Source organism: Chloroflexota bacterium (assembly GCA_009840625.1).
GTDB lineage: Bacteria > Chloroflexota > UBA11872 > UBA11872 > VXNJ01 > VXNJ01.
On sequence record VXNJ01000001.1, the window covers coordinates 548,068 to 566,274 of the forward strand.

The 18,207-nt window shown below is 64.7% G+C and carries 15 protein-coding genes; 9 read left to right on the top strand and 6 right to left on the bottom strand.

Features of this window, described 5'->3' with window-relative positions:
• Positions 1–16 precede the first annotated feature (16 nt).
• The 6 genes from F4X41_02455 to F4X41_02480 all read right to left on the bottom strand — a co-directional run bounded on the left by F4X41_02455 (position 17) and on the right by F4X41_02480 (position 5,567).
• Positions 17–1,183: an FAD-binding oxidoreductase gene (locus F4X41_02455; protein ID MYB15884.1), complete on the bottom strand. Its 1,167-nt coding sequence runs from the start codon at positions 1,181–1,183 to the stop codon at positions 17–19.
• An 11-nt stretch (positions 1,184–1,194) separates the two neighbouring features.
• The gene (locus F4X41_02460) at positions 1,195–1,959 is read right to left on the bottom strand and encodes a phytanoyl-CoA dioxygenase family protein (GenBank protein MYB15885.1); all 765 of its coding nucleotides are present in this window, start codon (positions 1,957–1,959) and stop codon (positions 1,195–1,197) included.
• 105 nt (positions 1,960–2,064) lie between these two features.
• Entirely contained in the window at positions 2,065–2,820 is a 756-nt protein-coding gene (locus tag F4X41_02465) for a phytanoyl-CoA dioxygenase family protein (GenBank protein ID MYB15886.1), read from the bottom strand.
• Between the two features lie 22 nt (positions 2,821–2,842).
• On the bottom strand, positions 2,843–3,739 hold the full coding sequence (locus tag F4X41_02470) for a hypothetical protein (GenBank protein MYB15887.1): 897 nt from the start codon (positions 3,737–3,739) through the stop codon (positions 2,843–2,845).
• Positions 3,740–3,744: 5 nt separating this feature from the next.
• Complete coding sequence (locus F4X41_02475; protein MYB15888.1) at positions 3,745–4,575, bottom strand: SDR family oxidoreductase; 831 nt, start codon at positions 4,573–4,575, stop codon at positions 3,745–3,747.
• Between the two features lie 38 nt (positions 4,576–4,613).
• Positions 4,614–5,567, bottom strand: coding sequence for a TIM barrel protein (locus tag F4X41_02480; protein ID MYB15889.1), 954 nt, complete (start codon positions 5,565–5,567; stop codon positions 4,614–4,616).
• A 161-nt stretch (positions 5,568–5,728) separates the two neighbouring features.
• Between F4X41_02480 and F4X41_02485 the strand changes: the two genes are divergently transcribed.
• The 9 genes from F4X41_02485 (at position 5,729) to F4X41_02525 (ending at position 18,196) form a co-directional block, all read left to right on the top strand.
• Complete coding sequence (locus F4X41_02485) at positions 5,729–6,901, top strand: Gfo/Idh/MocA family oxidoreductase (protein ID MYB15890.1); 1,173 nt, start codon at positions 5,729–5,731, stop codon at positions 6,899–6,901.
• Positions 6,902–7,048: 147 nt separating this feature from the next.
• Entirely contained in the window at positions 7,049–7,501 is a 453-nt protein-coding gene (locus tag F4X41_02490) for an Hsp20/alpha crystallin family protein (GenBank protein ID MYB15891.1), read from the top strand.
• A 141-nt stretch (positions 7,502–7,642) separates the two neighbouring features.
• Complete coding sequence (locus tag F4X41_02495) at positions 7,643–9,622, top strand: hypothetical protein (GenBank protein MYB15892.1); 1,980 nt, start codon at positions 7,643–7,645, stop codon at positions 9,620–9,622.
• Positions 9,623–9,711: 89 nt separating this feature from the next.
• Positions 9,712–11,130 (top strand): sulfatase-like hydrolase/transferase, encoded by a 1,419-nt coding sequence (locus tag F4X41_02500; protein MYB15893.1) that lies wholly within the window; start codon positions 9,712–9,714, stop codon positions 11,128–11,130.
• 3 nt (positions 11,131–11,133) lie between these two features.
• Positions 11,134–12,243 (top strand): Gfo/Idh/MocA family oxidoreductase, encoded by a 1,110-nt coding sequence (locus F4X41_02505; GenBank protein ID MYB15894.1) that lies wholly within the window; start codon positions 11,134–11,136, stop codon positions 12,241–12,243.
• Positions 12,240–14,000, top strand: a complete 1,761-nt coding sequence (locus F4X41_02510; GenBank protein MYB15895.1) for a thiamine pyrophosphate-binding protein — start codon at positions 12,240–12,242, stop codon at positions 13,998–14,000. The genes F4X41_02505 and F4X41_02510 overlap by 4 nt, the downstream gene beginning before the upstream one ends.
• A gap of 120 nt (positions 14,001–14,120) precedes the next feature.
• A complete protein-coding gene (locus F4X41_02515) occupies positions 14,121–15,131 on the top strand; it encodes an NAD(P)-dependent alcohol dehydrogenase (GenBank protein MYB15896.1) in 1,011 nt (336 codons plus the stop codon).
• Positions 15,132–15,171: 40 nt separating this feature from the next.
• Positions 15,172–16,656, top strand: coding sequence for a sulfatase (locus F4X41_02520; protein MYB15897.1), 1,485 nt, complete (start codon positions 15,172–15,174; stop codon positions 16,654–16,656).
• Positions 16,657–16,717: 61 nt separating this feature from the next.
• A complete protein-coding gene (locus F4X41_02525) occupies positions 16,718–18,196 on the top strand; it encodes a sulfatase-like hydrolase/transferase (GenBank protein MYB15898.1) in 1,479 nt (492 codons plus the stop codon).
• The last annotated feature ends 11 nt before the right edge of the window (positions 18,197–18,207 follow it).

Sequence of the window (18,207 nt, forward strand, 5' to 3'; positions counted from 1 at the left end):
GTGGGACCTTTTCCGGTCAGTAGATGTTGCCGGTGGCCGGGAATTGAGAACCCCGCTCGAATCTATAGGGTGAATAGGGTGCTGCCAGGTCGGGGGTTTCTTGGTTGGCGATCATCTGCGCCACGCTCCAACCGGTGGCCGGTGAATGCATCACGCCGTGACCCGAAAATCCGGCCGCCAGGACGATTCCGGCCGGATCCCGCAGCGGCCCGATATAAGGGTGGTGGTCGGGGGTGACCGCGTAGAGTCCCGCCCAGCTGCGGCGGGGCGACAAGAGCGGTTCGCCCGGGTCTTTTAAGCGGCTCACGAGGCGTTCGCGGAGGACGGCGCCGAACGCTACGTCGAATTCCTGGTTGAAGCTCTCCGGCTCTGCCGGGTCTTCCCATATCAAGTTGGCGCCGCCCCCGCCCAGGTGGTCCTTGCGGAAGTGGAATCCGTCGTCATCGAAGGTCATCGGCGAGTCCGACGGCAGTTGCGGAAGGGGGTGGGTGCCGGCAATCTGGCGCCGCACCGGAGCCAGATGCAACTCAACGCCCAGTTGCCTGAGCAGGCGTCCGCTCCAGGCGCCGGCGGCGACCACCGCCCATTCCACTTCCAGGTCTAGGCCCGGCCCCTGAAGCTTTTGCACCCGGCCGTTCGTAACAACCACCCGCTCGACCTCCTGGCCGAGTCGGAAGCGGACTCCGCGGGCGCGGGCCGCGCGGGCGTAGCCGTGCATGATGTACAGCGGGTCCAGGAACCCGTCCAGCGGACAGAACGAGGCCCCTAACACGTCGTCGACCACCACGTGAGGCACGAGTTCGGCCACGCTCTCGCGATCAAGCATTACCGCTTCCGAAAGTCCCGCCCGGCGCTGAACCTGGTGGATTCCGCGCAACTGGTCGAGGCGGGCCTGGCTTTGCGCCAGGAACAGGTATCCGTGCATCCTCAGGTTGGGGTCGACGCCGGTGTCGGCTTCAAACCGCCGGAACCGCTCGAACGCGAAACGCGAAAAGGCGATGTCGGCCGGGTGGGGGAACTGGTGCCGGAAACCGCCGGCGGCGCGCCCCGTCGACCCCCATCCCGGCAACGGACCGCGGTCAATAACGACTACATCGCTGATTCCCGCGTTCGCCAGGTTAAAGGCGATCGAGGACCCGACGATTCCGCCGCCGATGATTCCGACGCGGGCCCGATCGGACACGGTTTAAACGCTCATACGTGCAGGATGTGGCGCTCCGCCGGCGATAAACGGCCGATGGTTTCGGGCGAGAGCCATTCGGCCTGGACCTGCTGCTGCTCCTGGTCGCGGCGCACGTAGCAGCCGTGCAGCACGCGGCGCTGGCCCTGGCTGCGGTTCTGGGTCCCGCCGTGCCAGCAGTGGCCGTTAAAAATCACCACCGATCCGGCCGGCGCCAATACCAATTCCTCGTCCGGATGGGAAGCTTTGGGGTCCTCCATGACCTCGCGCGGATCCTCGTTTGATCGATGAGTCCCGGGCACGATTCTAGTGGCGCCGTTAACCGGCGTGAAATCGTCCAGGATCCAGAGGCTCTGGCAAACCCGGAAACCGGTTTCGTCGGTCGAACCCATGGCGTCGCGGTGGAGGGCCTGAAGGCCTTCGCCGGGCGGGCAGTTCCGGCCGTTCAGGGAATCGAAGTGGATTTCTTCGCCCATGATGTGGGCCATCGCCGCCAGCACCCTGGGGTGGGTGTAGCAGGGAGCGAACTCCACGCCCTTCTCCACCAGGTTGGCCAGCCGCCCGATGCCGGCTTCCTTGACGCGAGCCATCTCCTCGCCAGCCTCATCGCCCTCGCTAGATTCGATCTCGTCAAATCGCTGGCGAATCGCCTCAAGCTGGTCCGCGGTGAGCACATTGTGCAGGTACAAGTACCCGCGTTCGTCCAGTTGGGATTTTTCCTCCACGCTCAGGGTGTCCGACGCAACTCCCAGCGCGCTCAGGGCCTCGGCCGTTTTCATCGCCTTCTCCACCATCAACTCCCGGACGCGGCTGCCCCGGCCCGTTGCAGAAAGATTACCGAGAACGGCGCGGTCTGGCTGGCTTGATCCAAGCGGTCCGGGCGGCTAAACGTCCACTAGGAAACGCAGCGCCGGCGAAAACCGCGCGATTGTTTCGGTCGCCAGCCATTGGCGCTGGTCAGTCTGTTGCTGCAGCGACCGTTCCACCCAGAATGAGTGCAGCGCGCGCCGTTCGCGCGTTGTCTGATTGCGCGTCCCGCCGTGCCAGGTGAGGGCGTTGAAGACGATTACCGTTCCGGCCCGGCCCAGCGCCAGAATCTGCTGCGGGTGCCGAGCGGACGGGTCGTCGAGCAATTCCTCCGGTTTGGTGGCCCGGCGATGACTGCCGGGAACCAGCCGGGTCGGGCCGTTGTCGGGGACGAAATCGTCCAGCATCCAGACCGAATTGCAGGCCCGGAATCCGGGGCCGGGCTGGCCGGCGTAGATGTCGCAATGCAACGCCTGATGGCCGTGGCCGGGCGGGGCCGAGCGGCCGTTGAGCGACGAAAGGTGGAATTCGCCGCCGATTACGTGCCAGACCGCCGCCAAAACCTTGGGGTGGGAATAGCAGATTTCCCATTCACGCCCCTTGTTCACCAGATTGGCCAGGCGATCGACGTTGGACTCCGAATGCACCTCGCGGCCCAGGCCGTCCTCGCTGGCCAGCAGTTCGTCGAAACGCCGCCGCAGGGGAGCCAGCTCGGCCGGCGAAATCAGGTCGTGTAGAACCAGATACCCCTCCCGATCGAGCGACTCGCGCTCGGCGGCGGTGAGGAGTTCGGCGCCTGACCCCAATGCGGCGAGCGCCGATCTGGTATCCATCTGAGCCTGACCGCCCATTCCGTCAGGCCGGCAGCCGGCGACCGGTGTGGCGTCGCCCGACCGAGGCAAATGCGGCCCCGTTGGGACCGGCCGCGACGACTTTGACCTGTTGGTCGTCGAAGAGGAATCGGGCTTTGTCCTCCGGGCTCATCTCCGCATCGTCCCAGCTCATCAGGAAGGCGAGGCCGGCCGATTGCGTGGCCGTCTTGATTTTTTGCCGAACAACTTCCATTTCCGGCGGGTATGGAGGATCGTGGTTGGTCGGATAACCGAAAGACATCCCCATGTCGCCCGGACCCCATTCGGCATAGGCCAGGCCGGGCACCGCCAGGCATTCGTCGGCGGCGGCGGCGCACTCCTGGTCCTCGAGCTTTAGGCCCAGCAGCAGCTCGCCGGCCGGATTCAGCGGCCACGGATCGGCCCGCTGCAAGTATTCCTCCGGGCTTATGCCCCATATTTCGGCCGGGTGCTGTTGACCGCCGTTGCCGCGCAGACCGGTGCCGGGGCCGCCTTCGGCGTCACGGTGAAAAACGAAGCGGGAGCAGTCGACGAAAGCCTTGACCGCCTCCGGATCGCGGGCCCGGCAGAGCACAAGCCCGTGAACTCCGGCATTAAGCAGATGGGTAATCTGCCACTGGTTGTCGAGCACTTCCGACGCGGATTTGCCCGACGCCGGCAGGGTGCAGAAGATCGCCGGCATGCGGTGCCCGGAACGCGTCGGTCCCGCATCGACCAGTCCGCGCATGAAACTCCGCAACGCGGTCATGTCGAACGGGCGGTGCTCGTAGTCGATCAAAAGGAAATCGGCCCAGGTCGCGGCTTCGGCAAGGCCGCCCTCGTAGCTGATTTCGCCGGCCGCCGTGTAGTAGACCGGTTGGCCGGATTCCAGCAGCTCGATCGCTCGGTTGATGCGTGGCATGGGATTCAGGTCTCCAGTGGCGCCGGACGCGGGGGCTCTTGGAAGGCCCCGATTACATACTGGTCGAAATCGACCAACGCGCCGGTCATCAGACCGGACTCGTCCGAAGTCAGGAATGCCACCGCGCGCGCGACCTCGTCTGGCTGAACCAGCCGTCCGAACGGCAGCTCGCGGTTGGCACGCTCGACCCAGTCCGGCGGCTGACCCTGGGCGGTCGTCTGCACGATGTGCTCGTTCGGCGTCTGGGCCCAGCCGATATTGAGAACGTTCACCTTGATGCGGTGGCGCATCAACTGGAACGCGGTGTTGCGGGTAAAGGACATCAGCGCGCCTTTGGACGCGGCATAGGCGTTTATGTAGGGCTGACCGCCGTAGCCCGAGATCGATCCGATGGAGCAGACCGCCCCGCCGCGACCGCCGCGCTGTATCAGGTGCACCGCGGACTGGGTGAGGAAATAAGGGGCCCGCATATTGACGTTGAAGATGTATTCGTACGTCTCAAGATCGGTGTCCCAAATGGTCCCGCGCGGCCCAACCCCGGCGCAGTTGACCAGGACATCGAGTTGGCCGAAGTCCGATTCGGCGCGATCCACGATCGGTTTCAGGTCCTCATAGCGGGAAAGATCGGCGCGCTGGTAGCTGGTCGGGCAGCCGCCGGCAGTCAATTCGGCAGCCAGCGCCGCCCCACGATCCTGCGAACGCCCGCAGATCACGAGTCCGGCGGCGCCCCGCGCCGCGAACAGCCGCGCCGTAGCCTCGCCAATACCCTGGGTCGATCCGGTGATGACCGCCACCTTGCCGGCGAACTGATCGGGGAATGCGGCCCGGTCAGTCATCGTCGCGGATTCCCGGTAGACACCTCAGCGTTCGGCGGTCAGGCGCTCGTGTACCCGTGCTCTTCGAGCCAGGCCAGGGTGCGCTTGGCGATCGGCAGCGGTTTGTCAAACGGTACCGGATACATGTCCTGCTCCACGACAGCGTAGCCGGAGAAGTCGGCCTCGACGATGGCGTTCAGGAAGTCGTCGAAGTCCACCACCCCGTCGCCCGGTTCGACCCAGACGCCCATCTTGGTGGCTTCGGTCATGGGGATGTTTTCGGCTTGCACCTTGGCCGCAATCGTGGGTTCGACGTTCTTCAGGTGCAGGTAGTCGACGCGGTGGCCCCACTTGCGCATGAACGCGACCGGGTCTCCGCCGGCATAGGCGTGGTGACCGGTGTCCAGCAGCAGGCCGACATCGGCGTGATCGGTGGCCTCGAGATAGCGTTCGATCTGGTCTTCGTACTGGACATGGGTGTCGGCGTGGGGGTGAAACACCGGGCGCAGGCCGTAGTCGGCCGAGATCATGCGGGCCAGATCGACCGTGAATTCGATCAGCGCGTCGAAGGCGGCATCGTCCAGCCGCTCCGGCATTTCGACTTCGCGGCCGGTCGGGTCGGTATGGGTACCGCCGGTGTAGCTGCCATCGATAAAAATGAAATATTCGGCGTCCAGTTTGGCCAGGTAGTCCGAAATCTGGCGCGCCACCGACCGAATCTGGTCGCGGGCCTCCACGTCCTCGTAGTGGACCATCATGTTGGTGCCGGTAACACTGAAACCGCGCGCCTCCATGGCCGCCTTCATTACCTGCGCGTCGGTCGGAGCGTAACCCCAGGGCCCCGACTCGACGTACTTGTACCCGGCTTCCTTGATTTCGTCGTAGCAGCGCTCCCATGGAGTCTGCAGCGGATCGGGTTCACCGAACCAGACACCCCATGAATCGGGGCAGTTGCCAACCTTGAGCCGCATCCCTGATCCGCTCCCCGGATTTAGTGCTCTTTGAATCGCCATTCTAGGTGGAGTGCGCCGCCGGTTTCAGGGGTAGCGGCCGCCAGGGATCTGGTGCAGGCGCGACCGGGCCATATCGCCGGTCAATTTGGCGGTAAATTGCTAGGGCGGCGAGCGCCCGGTCAAGCGCGCCCCGCAAGCACGCCAAACCTTAAGGAATGCAAATGCAACGCCAAATTGGGATCGGCACGATCGGCATGGGCTGGATGGGCGAATTGCACTCGCGCTCGCAAAATCAGGTCGCGATTCGGTTTCCGGATGCGCCGGCGACGGGAAGGCTGGTCATTTGTGCCGACAACTTCGAGCGCCGGGCCCGATCTTCGGCTGAAAAGTACGGCTATCAGCAGTGGACCACCGACTGGCGGGAGGTTCTCGAACACCCCGAAGTGGAAGCCGTGAGCATCACGACCCCCAACTTCCTGCACCTGGAAATGGCCGAGGCTGCGGCCGCCGCCGGCAAGCATATCTGGCTTGAGAAACCGTGCGGGCGCTCGCCGGCTGAGACCAAGGCGATCGCCGACGCAATCAACACGGCCGGGGTCACCTCGCACATCGGGTTCAATTACCGGATGTGTCCGGTGGTGAAGTTTGCCAAGCAGATTGTCGATTCGGGCCGGCTCGGCCGGTTGACCCACTTCCGGGGTCGCTTCCTGGAAGGCTACGGAAGCAACCCGGACGCCATGCTGACCTGGCGCTTTTCGCGTTCAATGGCCGGATCGGGGGTCGTGGCGGACATGCTTTCGCACGTCGTCGACCAGGCCCATTTCCTGGCCGGTCCGATCAAGCGCCTGGCCTCGCAGCAGAACACATTCATCGGGGATCGACCGGAGCCGATTCCCGGCGAGGGGACCCATTTCTCAATCCGCAAGGGAGCGCCGCGGGCACCGGTCGAAAACGAGGACTACGTCGGCGTCCTGGTCGAATTTGCCAACGGCGTCTTCGGCCACCTCGAGTCGTGCCGGGTCATCCAGGGCGAGAAGATCAATCTGAGCTGGGAGTTGCACGGCACCAACGGAGTCCTCAAGTGGTACCTGGGCCGAATGGGTGAACTCGAATTCTTCGAACTGAGCGAAGGCGACAACGCGCGTGATGGTTATGTCAATCTACTTGCCAGCGTCGAGATGCCGTACTTCGCCAACTTCACCCCCGGCGACGGTTTGTCAATGAGTTATGACGACACCAAGGTAATCGAGGCCTACGAGTTCTTGCGCGCCACCGACGCGGGCGAGCCCGGCGAGCCCAACATCAACGCCGCCCTGGCGGTGGCCGAGGTGTCGGACGCGATCTTTCGTTCCTGGGAGTCAAATTCGTTCGAGGACGTGCGGCCGATCACCTGAATGGCCGATTCCCGTTCCTAGCCGCGTGGGCGCAGCAAACCGTTGTTCGCATTGTAATAACTCTTGACAATTACACGCTCAAGCTTTATCATTTAGCAACGGCAGGTTGACAACGAGGTCAACACGAATTCTGAAAGGAACCATGCAATGCCGCAGTTGCTCCGCCGACCCACCCGAAGTCGACTGGCGCCGGCCAGCGCGGATTTCGGTTTTCCCTGGGCCCGTCCGCTGCTGAGCGAGTTTTTCGATATTGGCCGCGACGTCTTTTTTGAAACCTACGTTCCGATCGACATGACAAGGACCGACGAGGCGATCACGGTGGTCGCATCGGTCCCCGGCATCGACCCCGACCGGATCGAGGTGACTCTCGATCGAGGCGTCCTCACGATCGCCGGAACGGCGTCCGGTTCGTCCGCCGAGGAGGGCGACTCGTTCATCGTGCGCGAGCGTCGAATCGGTTCATTCGAGCGCTCGGTGCGGCTGCCGCGCGGCGTGGACGCCGGTGCCGCCACCAGCAACTACGCCAACGGCGAGCTGTCCGTGCAAATCCCGCTGGTCGAGGACCACAAGCCGCAGCGAATAAAGATCTCCAAAAACTAATCGGAATCGATTCGCAAAGCTGCCGGCCCCCGCAGTCGCGGGGGCCGGTTTTGGTATGGGGCCCGGCCGCTCCAGGCGACGCCGAGACGGCGGTGCCAGACAAAATCGGTTGGGTCACACAAACAAGATCGAACACCGCCTATGCGCGCCGAAATCCGGATCGAACCGCAGGAAATCCTCGGGGAGATCGATCCGATGCTTTACGGAGTGAACGTCGAGCATCTCGAGCGCGCGGTCTACGGCGGTTACTGGGCCGAACTGGTCCGAAACCGCAAGTTCGCCGGTCACGACGACGACCGACCCGGACGCGGTCGGCCGGTTGCCTGGAAACGCGAATTTGCCGACCCGCCGGGGTTCGGGATCGCCGCGTGCTGGGAGCCGTTCGGGGCCGGTCCGGCGGTGGAATATGCCCACGACAATTCAGTCTTCTACAGCGGCGGGCAGTCGCAGCGGATCGACCTGCTCGGCGACGACCGGAGTCCCCGCGGAGTTTCCCAGCCGGGCATAGCGGTGCTGGGCGGTGAGGAATACCACCTGCGGACGGTGCTGCGCGCGCGGGGACCGATCGGTCCGGTCAGGATCGGACTCGGCGACGACGTCGCCGAGTTGGTGGTCGACGATCGCGACCTGGCCGATGAATGGCGCACCATCGAATCCCGGCTGGTGCCGAAGGCGGGAGGCGATTTTGATCTTCGGATCACCGCCTCGGGCAGCGGGCAACTCTGGGTCGGGGCGGTGTCGCTGATGCGCGCCGACCATCATCGCGCCGGCGGAATTCGGCAGGACGTTGCCGAGCGGCTCAAGACCGGCGGCATCACCCTCATTCGCTGGCCGGGCGGGAATTTCGCATCCGACTACGACTGGGAATGCGGCGTCGGGCCGCGCGACCGCCGTCCGACGGCCCTAAACCGCGCCTGGGGGGAATGGGAACCGCACGACCTGGGTACCGACGAATTCCTGACCCATTGCGAACAATGGGGCATCACCCCCTTCCTGACCGTGAACGCCGGCTCCGGATCGCCCGAGCAGGCGGCCGCCTGGGTCGAGTACTGCAACGGCCCGCCCGATTCGGAGTACGGGGCGATCCGGGCCGCCAACGGCCGGACGCAACCCTACGGCGTGCGCCACTGGTCGATTGGAAACGAGATTTGGGGCAACTTCCAGGTCGGGCACGTTGACGCCGAGACCTACGCGCGACGCTGTGTTCAATTCGCCCGAGCCATGCGGGCGGTGGACGACCGACTGCACCTAACCGCGGTTGGGCACGTCCGCAACGTGCTGGGCCGTTGGAACGAGCGCGTGTCAAGAATCGCCGGCGCCAGCGTCGACGCGATTGCAATACACAGCTACACCCTCAACCCGATGATCCTGTCCACGGAACCCGATCCGGAGGAGAAGTACCTGGCCATAGTGGCCGGTCCAGAGACGGTCGATCGAGTGCTGGACGATTCGATCAGCGTGATCGATGAGCACTGGAGCGGGCCCGGGGCCGAGATTTCTTACGACGAATACGGGGTTCGCGAAGACCTTCGAACCGCCACTCCCTGGAAAGAGGTCTACACCCTGCGTGATGGGCTTTGCATCGCCGGAATCATCCAGTCGATGCAGCAGCGCTCCGCCCGGGTGCGGATCGGCGCCCAGTTCGGATTCGCCAACCGGCTCGGGCTAATCGACGTGGAAGCCGACTCGATCGCCGAAACTCCGTGTTTCCAAGCGTTCGCGCTGCTGGCCAATCACTCCGGTCCGCTGGCGGTTGCCAGCACCTGCCGTTCGGAGTCGTACAGCACGCCCGGTCTGGGAACCGAACCCCCGCAGCGGGCGGTGCCCTGGCTGCGCGTTGCCGCCACCGCCAGCCGGGATAGCGACCGCGTCTGGATATCGGTGATCAACCGTCACCCCGGCCAGGCGGTCACCGCGATGATCGAGATCGCCGGTGATTGGAATCCGCGCGCTCGGGTGAGCGTGCTCGGGGGCGACGGACCCAACGCCCGCAACGCCGCCGGTGCTGTCCCCGTCGTCCGGCTCTCGCGCGCCGACTGCGAACTGGAGCCGGGAGACCGGGGTTTTACCCGCCAATTCGAACCGCATTCGTTGACGGTGCTCGAATTGTCCCGCGTCTGAGAGTGCCTCCGGCCAAAATGATCGGCGCCCCCTGAGGGGGTCGGTGCGGCCGGCGGCGGGGCGGCAAGCAACAAGGGGTGGGATCGACTATGAACATCATCGTGATCATGCTGGACAGTTACCGGCAGGACCACTTCGGCTTCTACCACCAGGGTCGGCGCGTCTTCCCGAACGTCCCGCCCTGCCAAACGCCCAACATGGACGCGTTCGCGGCCGAGTCGGTTGTTTTCGATTCGATGTACGCCGACGCCCTGCCGACGATTCCAGCCAGGACCGCACTGTTTACCGGAAACCGCACCCTCTTCACGCGCGCCTGGCAGCCGCTGGCCGACGAGGATTTTTCGATTTCGTCGATCCTGGCCCTGGAGGGATACGTATCGGCGCTGATCGCCGACGTCTACCATTACCGCGCCGCCGACCAGAACTTCCACGCCGGATTTCACGCCTACGAATGGGTGCGCGGGCAGGAATACGATCCCTGGCGCTCGGAACCCCCCAAGAGCGATCTGGCCAAGTTCACCAACGAGCACTACGACGAGCTCTGGCGCGCCAACGTGGCCCAGTTCATCGTGAATACCGAGGAATTCGCGCGGAAAGAAGACTGGTTCGCATTCAAAGTCGCCGACCTGGCCTGCGACTGGCTGAAACGCAACCGGGGGCAGGACAAGGTCTTCCTGTGGATGGACAGCTTCGACCCCCACGAGCCGTGGGACCCGCCTGCCGAATTCGACGTATACGGCGACCCCGATTACACGGGTCCACGCTACGTGATGCCCATGGGCGGGCCGGCGCGCAACTGGTACAGCGATGCCGAAATCGACAACATCCGCGCTCTTTATGCCGGCGAAGCCGCGTCGGTCGATGCCGCGGTCGGCATGGTGCTTGAACAACTGCGCGAACTGGGCTATTACGACGATTCGGCAATCGTGCTGATGGGCGACCACGGTCACCCGCTGGCCGATCACGGAAAGTTCCTAAAAGGTGCCGACCGCCTCTACAACGAACAGCTGTTGATACCGTTCATGGTCCGCCTGCCGGGCGGGCGCGGCGCCAGGCGCACTTCAGCCATTTGTCAATATCAGGACCTGCTCCCCACGTTGTTGGAAGTGGCCGGGCTCGGAAATTGCACCGCTGACATGCACGGCCGGAGCTTCCTGCCAGTTCTTGAAGGCGACACCGACCATCACCGCGATGCAATCATCTGCGGTTATCACGAGGCGTTCGACCGGGTAATCCGCAACGACCGCTGGAGCCTTGTTCTGCGGCCCGCCGGTGAGGGCGATGAGCTGTACGACCTGCAAGCAGATCCCGGTGAGCGAACCAATCTTCGTTCCGGAAACGACGAGCTGGCCCGCGACATGCTGGCGGGCTTCGGCCGCATGTACTTTGACCACCTTCGCCGCGAGGCGCAGGGACGTCGACACGGCCTTGAGAGCAACGGTCGCAATCTGGGCGTCTGGGGTCCGCCAACCGGCGATCCGGCCGCGCGGCCGTTCATCCGCCGCTAGCCCATGGCGCTCAGGCTGGCGATCATCGGCGCCGGCCCGGCCGGGGCGCAGGTGATGTACCCCCCGGCGCTGGCCGGCAGCGACCGATTCGAAGTGGCCTGGGTCTACGACCCGGACCGCAAGAACAGCGCCGCGCTGGTCGACGCTATCGGCCAAGGCCGGCCGGCCGCCAGCCTGCAGGAAGCGCTCACCGATGGGGTTGAGGCGGCCATCATCGCCTCGCCGGTCCAGTTTCATCGGCCGCAGGCGATAGCCGCCTTGGAATCGGGCCTGCACGTTCTGGTTGAAAAACCGATGGCGCGCACGCTCTCCGGATGCCGGGCGATCCAGCGGGCGGCGGCGGCCGCCGGCAGGGTCCTGATGGTCGGATTCATGAAGCGGTTCGACCGCAGCTTCGAGCGCGCCACTGAAATGGTCGCCGGTGGCGAGCTGGGAACGATGATCGAGGTCCGCTGTGATTGGTCGCACCGTTCGCCGTTTCCGGCCCACGAATCGCGAGCTCACCCCCAAACCTGGGGCGGGACCTTCCAGGACCACGGATCGCACACGATCGACCTTTGTCGTCTCTGGCTGGGTGATATCGAGCAGGTGTCGGCCGAGATGAAGATCGCGTTCGGGGAACGCCACAACGAGGATGTCGGCGCGGCCATCTGCCTGCACGCGCAAGGCGCGATCTCAACCCACAATATTTCCAGGGTGCACACGGGGCGGATGATGGAGAGTTACGACCTCGTAGGAACGCGCGGCCGCCTGCGGATCCAGTATTCCGGTCGGGCCAGCTACGCCTCGGCCGATCCGTTCCAGATGACGTTTTTCGGGCCCGGCGGAACGACTCGCGACCTGACGGTGCGACCGCTGGCAAACATTCGGGCCGAAATCGCCCGCAACGGTCGCTACGCCCGTGAGTTGAACCACTTTGCCGACTGCATCGCGGGCGAAGCTGAAAACCGTGCCCCGGGCGACGCCGGATCGGCCGCGGTGGAGGCAGTCAACGCAGCGTTCGCATCGGCCGCCAGCGGCGCCAAGGTCACCCTGCCGCTGCAGGTCGAGCCCGACCTGGCGGCCTTCTTCGAGGCGCTCAGGAACGGCGCCAGGGACAGGGACCGGCGATGAACGGGGCTGGGTTACTCGTGCGCGGCCTGGCCGCACACGGGGTCGAGCACGTCTTCGGCCACCCCGGCCACGGCAACACCAACATTTTGGACGCCCTCCTGGACGAGCCGGGAATCAGGTTCCACCTGGTCCGCCACGAGCAGGCCGCCGCACACATCGCCGACGGCTACGCGCGAGTCGCCGGCAAGGTCGGAGTCTGTACCGGATCGGTCGGACCGGGGGCGACCAACCTCCTGATGGGGGTTGCGACCGCCATGTCGACCTCCTCGCCGGTGCTGGCGTTGATCGGATCTCCGATCCGGGACTGGCTGGGCCGCGGGCAGCTGCAGGAGACTTCGCGGCCCGATTCGTCGGGAATCGATCAGGCATTCATGCAGATGTACCAGCCGGTTACCAAGCGGGTCTGGTCCTGCTGGTCGACCGATCAGATCGCGCCGGCGCTGCGCAAAGCGTTCACAACCGCCCAGGTGGGAAGACCGGGGCCGGTGGCGATTGAGATCCCCTGGGACGTGCAGGCGGCGGCGGCGGCCGGGAGTGTCGAACCGCCGGATTCGGCATTGGTCCGGGCCCGTCCGCGGGCCGGAAAGTCGGAGACCGCGGCGGCGGCCAAGGCGCTGGCCGAGGCCGAATTTCCGCTGATTCTGGTAGGCAACGGGGCGCGGCGGTCCGGCGCCGCAGCCGAGGTGATCGCGCTGGCCGAGCTGCTTGGCGCACCCATTTCCTCATCGTTCGTGGCCAAGGGACTGATTCCCGAAGACCACCCGCTGAGCGTCGGTATCTGCGGATGGCTTGGCCACCCGGTCGCCCACGAGCTGATCCGCGAACACGCCGACGTGATCCTGGCCGTGGGGCACCGATTCTCGGACCAGTCCACCAGCTGGTGGACGGAAGGCCGGCCGTTCGTTCCCCAGAACAGAATCATCCAGGTCGACGTCGAACCCCGCGAAATCGCCCGGACCTGGCCGGCCGAGACGGCCCTGGTGGGCGACGCCCGGGCGGTTCTGAGCGACCTGCTCGACCGGTTGTCGGACCTGGGCGGCCGCCCGGGGGCCCCAGAATCACGCCGATTGGTCGAGCGCGCCAAATCGTCTTACAAGCTCGAGTTGCCGGATCCCGACGCCGAGCCGATGAACCCGCTGCGCATCGCCGATCAGGTCCGCCGGATCCTTCCGCGGCGATCGCTGCTTTCGATCGACACCGGCAACCACGCCCACTATTTCTCGTTCAACTTCCCAATCCTGGAAGGCGGGGAATTCCTGAACCCGGGCGGGTGGACGCCGATGGGCTGGGGACCGACCGCGATCATCGGCGCAGCCCTGGCCAAACCAGGGCTGCCGGCAGTCTCGATCACCGGCGACGGCGGATTCCTGATGGTCTGCCAGGAGATCGGCACCGCGGTCGAGATGGGCCTGCCGATCGTCTGGCTGGTCTTCAATAACGGCGTACTGGCGGCGATCCGGGAGGGCCAGAAGGCCGATTTCGCGGGTCGCACGATCGGTACCGAATTCCAGGTGTCCACCGACTTCGCGACTCTGGCCCGGGCGCTGGGCGCCGAGGGGTTGCGGGTGAACCGGCATTCTGAATTCGACGGGGCGTTCGAGCACGCGCTGCGGCTTGGCGGACCCTGCGTTCTGGACCTGGCGATCGATCCCGACGCCGATCACCCGCCGGTCGCCGGGTCCTGGTTCGAACCCGGCCGCGGCGAGCCGGCCGCGCAGCCGCGCGGCGGGGAACTGCTCTACACCGGCGCCGCCTGATCCTGCCAAGGCGACGGCCTGGCCCGGCGAAAATGTCAATGGTGGGGTCCGGTTTTCTGCAGCCTAGCCCGTCCGAATCCACTAGTCCCCGATTCCAGGCCAATCCGAACAGGTCGCCCCATGGTCCGAAGCTGGCAATTTGACGATTACGCAATCGACGCGCTCACTCAGGTCGAAAAAGGCCGGCCCCCGCTCGGCGAGAGCGACGTCCGCGTGGCAGTGCGCGCCGTGAGCCTGAATTACCGCGACCTCTTGGTGCTTGAGGGGTGGGTCAGCCGCGACCTGGAACTGCCGGTGGTTCCGCTGTCGGACTTTTCCGGCGACGTCATTGACGTCGGGGCCGGCGTATCCGAGTTTTCGGCCGGTGACGGGGTCGTGAGCAACTACGTGGCCGACTGGCAGGATGGGCCGTTCCAGGACCGGTACCTGCAAACCACGCTCGGCACCCCCGGCCCCGGCGTGGCGGCGACCGAATTGGTCCTGCCGGAAACCGCCCTGGTGGCCAAGCCGTCCAATCTCACTCACGCAGAGGGCGCTACCCTGCCGATCGCCGCTCTGACTGCCTGGTCCGGACTTCACGCCGGCGATCCGCTGGGGCCGGGAAGCACCGTGCTGGCGCTGGGCACCGGCGGGGTATCTGTTGTAGGCCTCCAAATGGCCAAGGCGATGGGCGCCCGAACCATCATCACCAGCAAGGACGACGAAAAACTGGCGACCGTGGCCGGGCTGGGTGTCGATCACGGAATCAACTATCGGACCCACCCCGAATGGGCGCGACAGGTGCGTGAAATAACCGACGGGCGGGGCGTGGACCTGGTCCTCGAGGCGGGCGGCGCACAGACCCTGAACCAGTCGCTGCGCAGCCTGCGCGCGGCCGGAACCGCGGCGCTGTTCGGAGTCTTGACCGGACCCTCCGGCGAGATCGAGACGAGGACGATACTGGCGCGCCGCCTGAACGTCTGCGGCATTTATGTCGATTCGCGGGCAGAGTTCAAGCGCATGAACCAATTCATCGAAAAGGTCGGCTACAAACCCTATATCGGGCAGGAGTTTGAATTCGACGGGCTGCCGGAGGCGTTTGCGGCGATGAAGAACCAGTCGCATATCGGCAAGATAGTAGCGACGGTCTGACCAAACAAATGCAGATTACCGGCAAGGCGGGAGATTGAGCATGAACGTCGTACTCATCATGAACGACACCTGGCGCTACGACCACGTGCGCGCCAACGGCAACGACTGGATCTCGACCCCGAACCTAGACGGGTTTGCAGCCGAATCGGCGGTGTTCGACCGTTCCTACATCGGATCGTTTGCGACCATACCCTGCCGTCACGATTTGATGAAAGGCCGCTACGGCGAGCCCCTGCACTACTGGCGCCCGCTGCAGTGGGACTGCCTGACGTTGCCCGAAGTGCTGCGCGCCAACGGCTACGTCACGATGCTGATCAACGACACCCCGCACATGATCAATTACGGTTTCGGTTTTGACCGGCCGTTCCACGCTTGGCAAATGATTCGCGGCAATGAAGTAGACCGGTTTCGCACCGACTGGTTCCGCGAATGGAGGCTCGGCAACATGGACAAATTTCGCACGAGCGCCGGGATGGCCCAGTTTTACCGCCAGACCCACGACAAGTTCCTCGAGGAACAGTTCTTCGCTCCGATGGTCATGGATGCGGCCTGCACCTGGCTGGAGCGCAATCACAACCACGACAAGTTCTTTCTCTGGGTCGACTCCTTCGACCCCCACGAACCCTGGGATCCGCCGCAGCACTACCGGGACATGTACGCACCCGACTACGACGGGGTGGAAGTGGTCTGGCCGGCCTATTGCCGATCCTCGGACGTGTACACCCCCGAAGAGCAGGAGCACATCGGAAAGCTCTTTGCGGCCGAATGCACGATGTGCGACACCCACATCGGGCGCGTGCTGACCACGATCGACAACCTGGGCCTGCGCGAGAACACGGTCGTGGTGATCATGTCCGATCACGGCCACTACTTCGGCGAGCACGACCAGCAGTCCAAGTCCGGCCCACTATACGAAGAGGTCTCACATCAGATCCTGATGATCAGGCACCCGCACGGAATAGGGTCAGGCGAACGCTTTCAGGCCCTTACCCAGCCGGCCGATTTCGCCCCCACGGTCCTTGAAATGCTCGGAATCGAGGCCCCGGCCGAAATGGGTATCCAGGGCAGATCGCTGCTGCCGCAGATGGCCGGTTCCAACGAGATTCATCGTCCGGTGGCCGTGTCCGGCACGTTCCCGTACGAAATCCTGCCGGTCGGCGATCCGACCTACGCCGGGCGAAGAGTCCCGGCCCCAATGGTGGAACCGGGCTGGACCCCGCTGACAGTCACCGGCCCGGAGTACGCGTTGATCGCCTACCCGGAACGGGAGCGCAACGAGGTTTATCACCTGCCCAGCGATCCGGGCATGACCAGCAACATCGTGGACGCAAACCGCGAACGCGAGCAGGAACTACACCGGGAGTTGATGGCCTTCCTGGAGACCCACGACAGCCCGGAATGGATCAAGCGGATCTACGGCGACGGTCCGGCCGGGGTGCAGGTTCCCGACATCGACGAACACCTCAAGCTGGTGCGTCAACGCGGCATGCCGTTCACCGTCACCCTGGACGGTTCGGTCCTCTGAATTCGCCAAACCCAGCGTTGCCAATACCGGTAATACCTCCGACCACTCTTAGGAATTCACCTTGAACGTCATCCTGATCATGAACGACACGCTGCGTTACGACCACGTCGGCGCCAACGGGAACCCCTGGATCTCAACTCCAAACCTGGACGCGTTCGCGGCCGAGGCGGCCGTATTCGACAACAACCACCTCTGCTCGTTCCCCACGGTTCCCAATCGCCATGAAATGATGAAGGGCCGCCACGGCAACCCCTTCCAGGCGTGGCGACCGCTGGAGTGGGGGGCGATGACGTTGCCCAAGGCCCTGCGACTAGCCGGCTACGAAACGATGTTCATCCACGACACCCCGCATCTGGCCAACTTCGGGTACGGGTTCGACCGGCCGTTTTCCGGCTGGGAATTCGTCCGCGGGAACGAGGCCGACCGCTGGCGGACCGACTATTTCTCAGAGTTGCAGGTTCCCGGCGGCGGCAAGTTCACCTGGGACCAGCAGGCCACCCATGAATACCGCAACTACCGCCACATGCGACGCGAGGAGGACCAATGCGTAGCCCGGGTGATGTCGGCCGCCTGCGAGTGGCTGGATCACAACGCCGGGCACGAGAAGTTCTTCCTCTGGATCGATTCCTTCGATCCCCACGAGCCGTGGGACCCGCCCCAGCACTACGTCGACATGTACGATCCCGGTTACGAAGGCGTGAAGATCACCTGGCCGTCTTTTGGGGAAGTCGCCGACAAGTTCAGTCCGGCCGAGCAGCGCAACGTCAAGGCCCTGTACGCCGGCGAGGTGACGCTGATGGACCGCTGGATCGGCCGGGTGCTGGAGAAGATCGACGACCTGGGGCTGCGCGAGAAAACCGCCGTGATCATCATGTCCGACCACGGATTCGATTTCTTCGAGCACGGCTACGTCGGCAAGCGGGCAATCTATCCCGAGGTGGTTCGCACCGTCCAGATGGTCCGCCTTCCGGACGGAGCGGGCGCCGGGAGCCGGATCGCCCAACTTACCCAGCACCCAGACTTTGCGCCTTCGGTATTCGACCTGACCGGAGTAGAGGTTCCGGAGGGGATGGACATACAGGGCAGATCCTGGGTCCCGCTGCTGAGCGGCGGCGGGTACGAGGCACGGACGGCAACCGTTTCCGGCAACGGTCCTTCCTACTTTGACGCGAGAAGCCCGTTCGCCGCGGCCTTGGCGGGACGGTTCACGGGCTGGTCGCCGCTACAGGTGACCGACGGACGCTGGTGGCTGGTTGACAACGCCGACCCGGGGATGCGCGAACTCTATGACGTCGACGCCGATCCGGATACCCAGGTCAATCTGTACGGCCAGGAGCCCGATCATTACGCGCGGTTGCACGCAGAGCTGATTTCATTCCTGGAGCAGTCGCAGGCCCCCGAAATTGCTATCAAACTGTTCCGCGACGGGCCGGACGGGATCGATCCGAAGCAGGGTGCCGCGGTCTTTGCCCCGGGCATGTTCCCGGATGGAGTTCCAATGAACACCGTCCGCCCCGGCAACGTCGTCCGACGAGACTGATTCTGCGTACC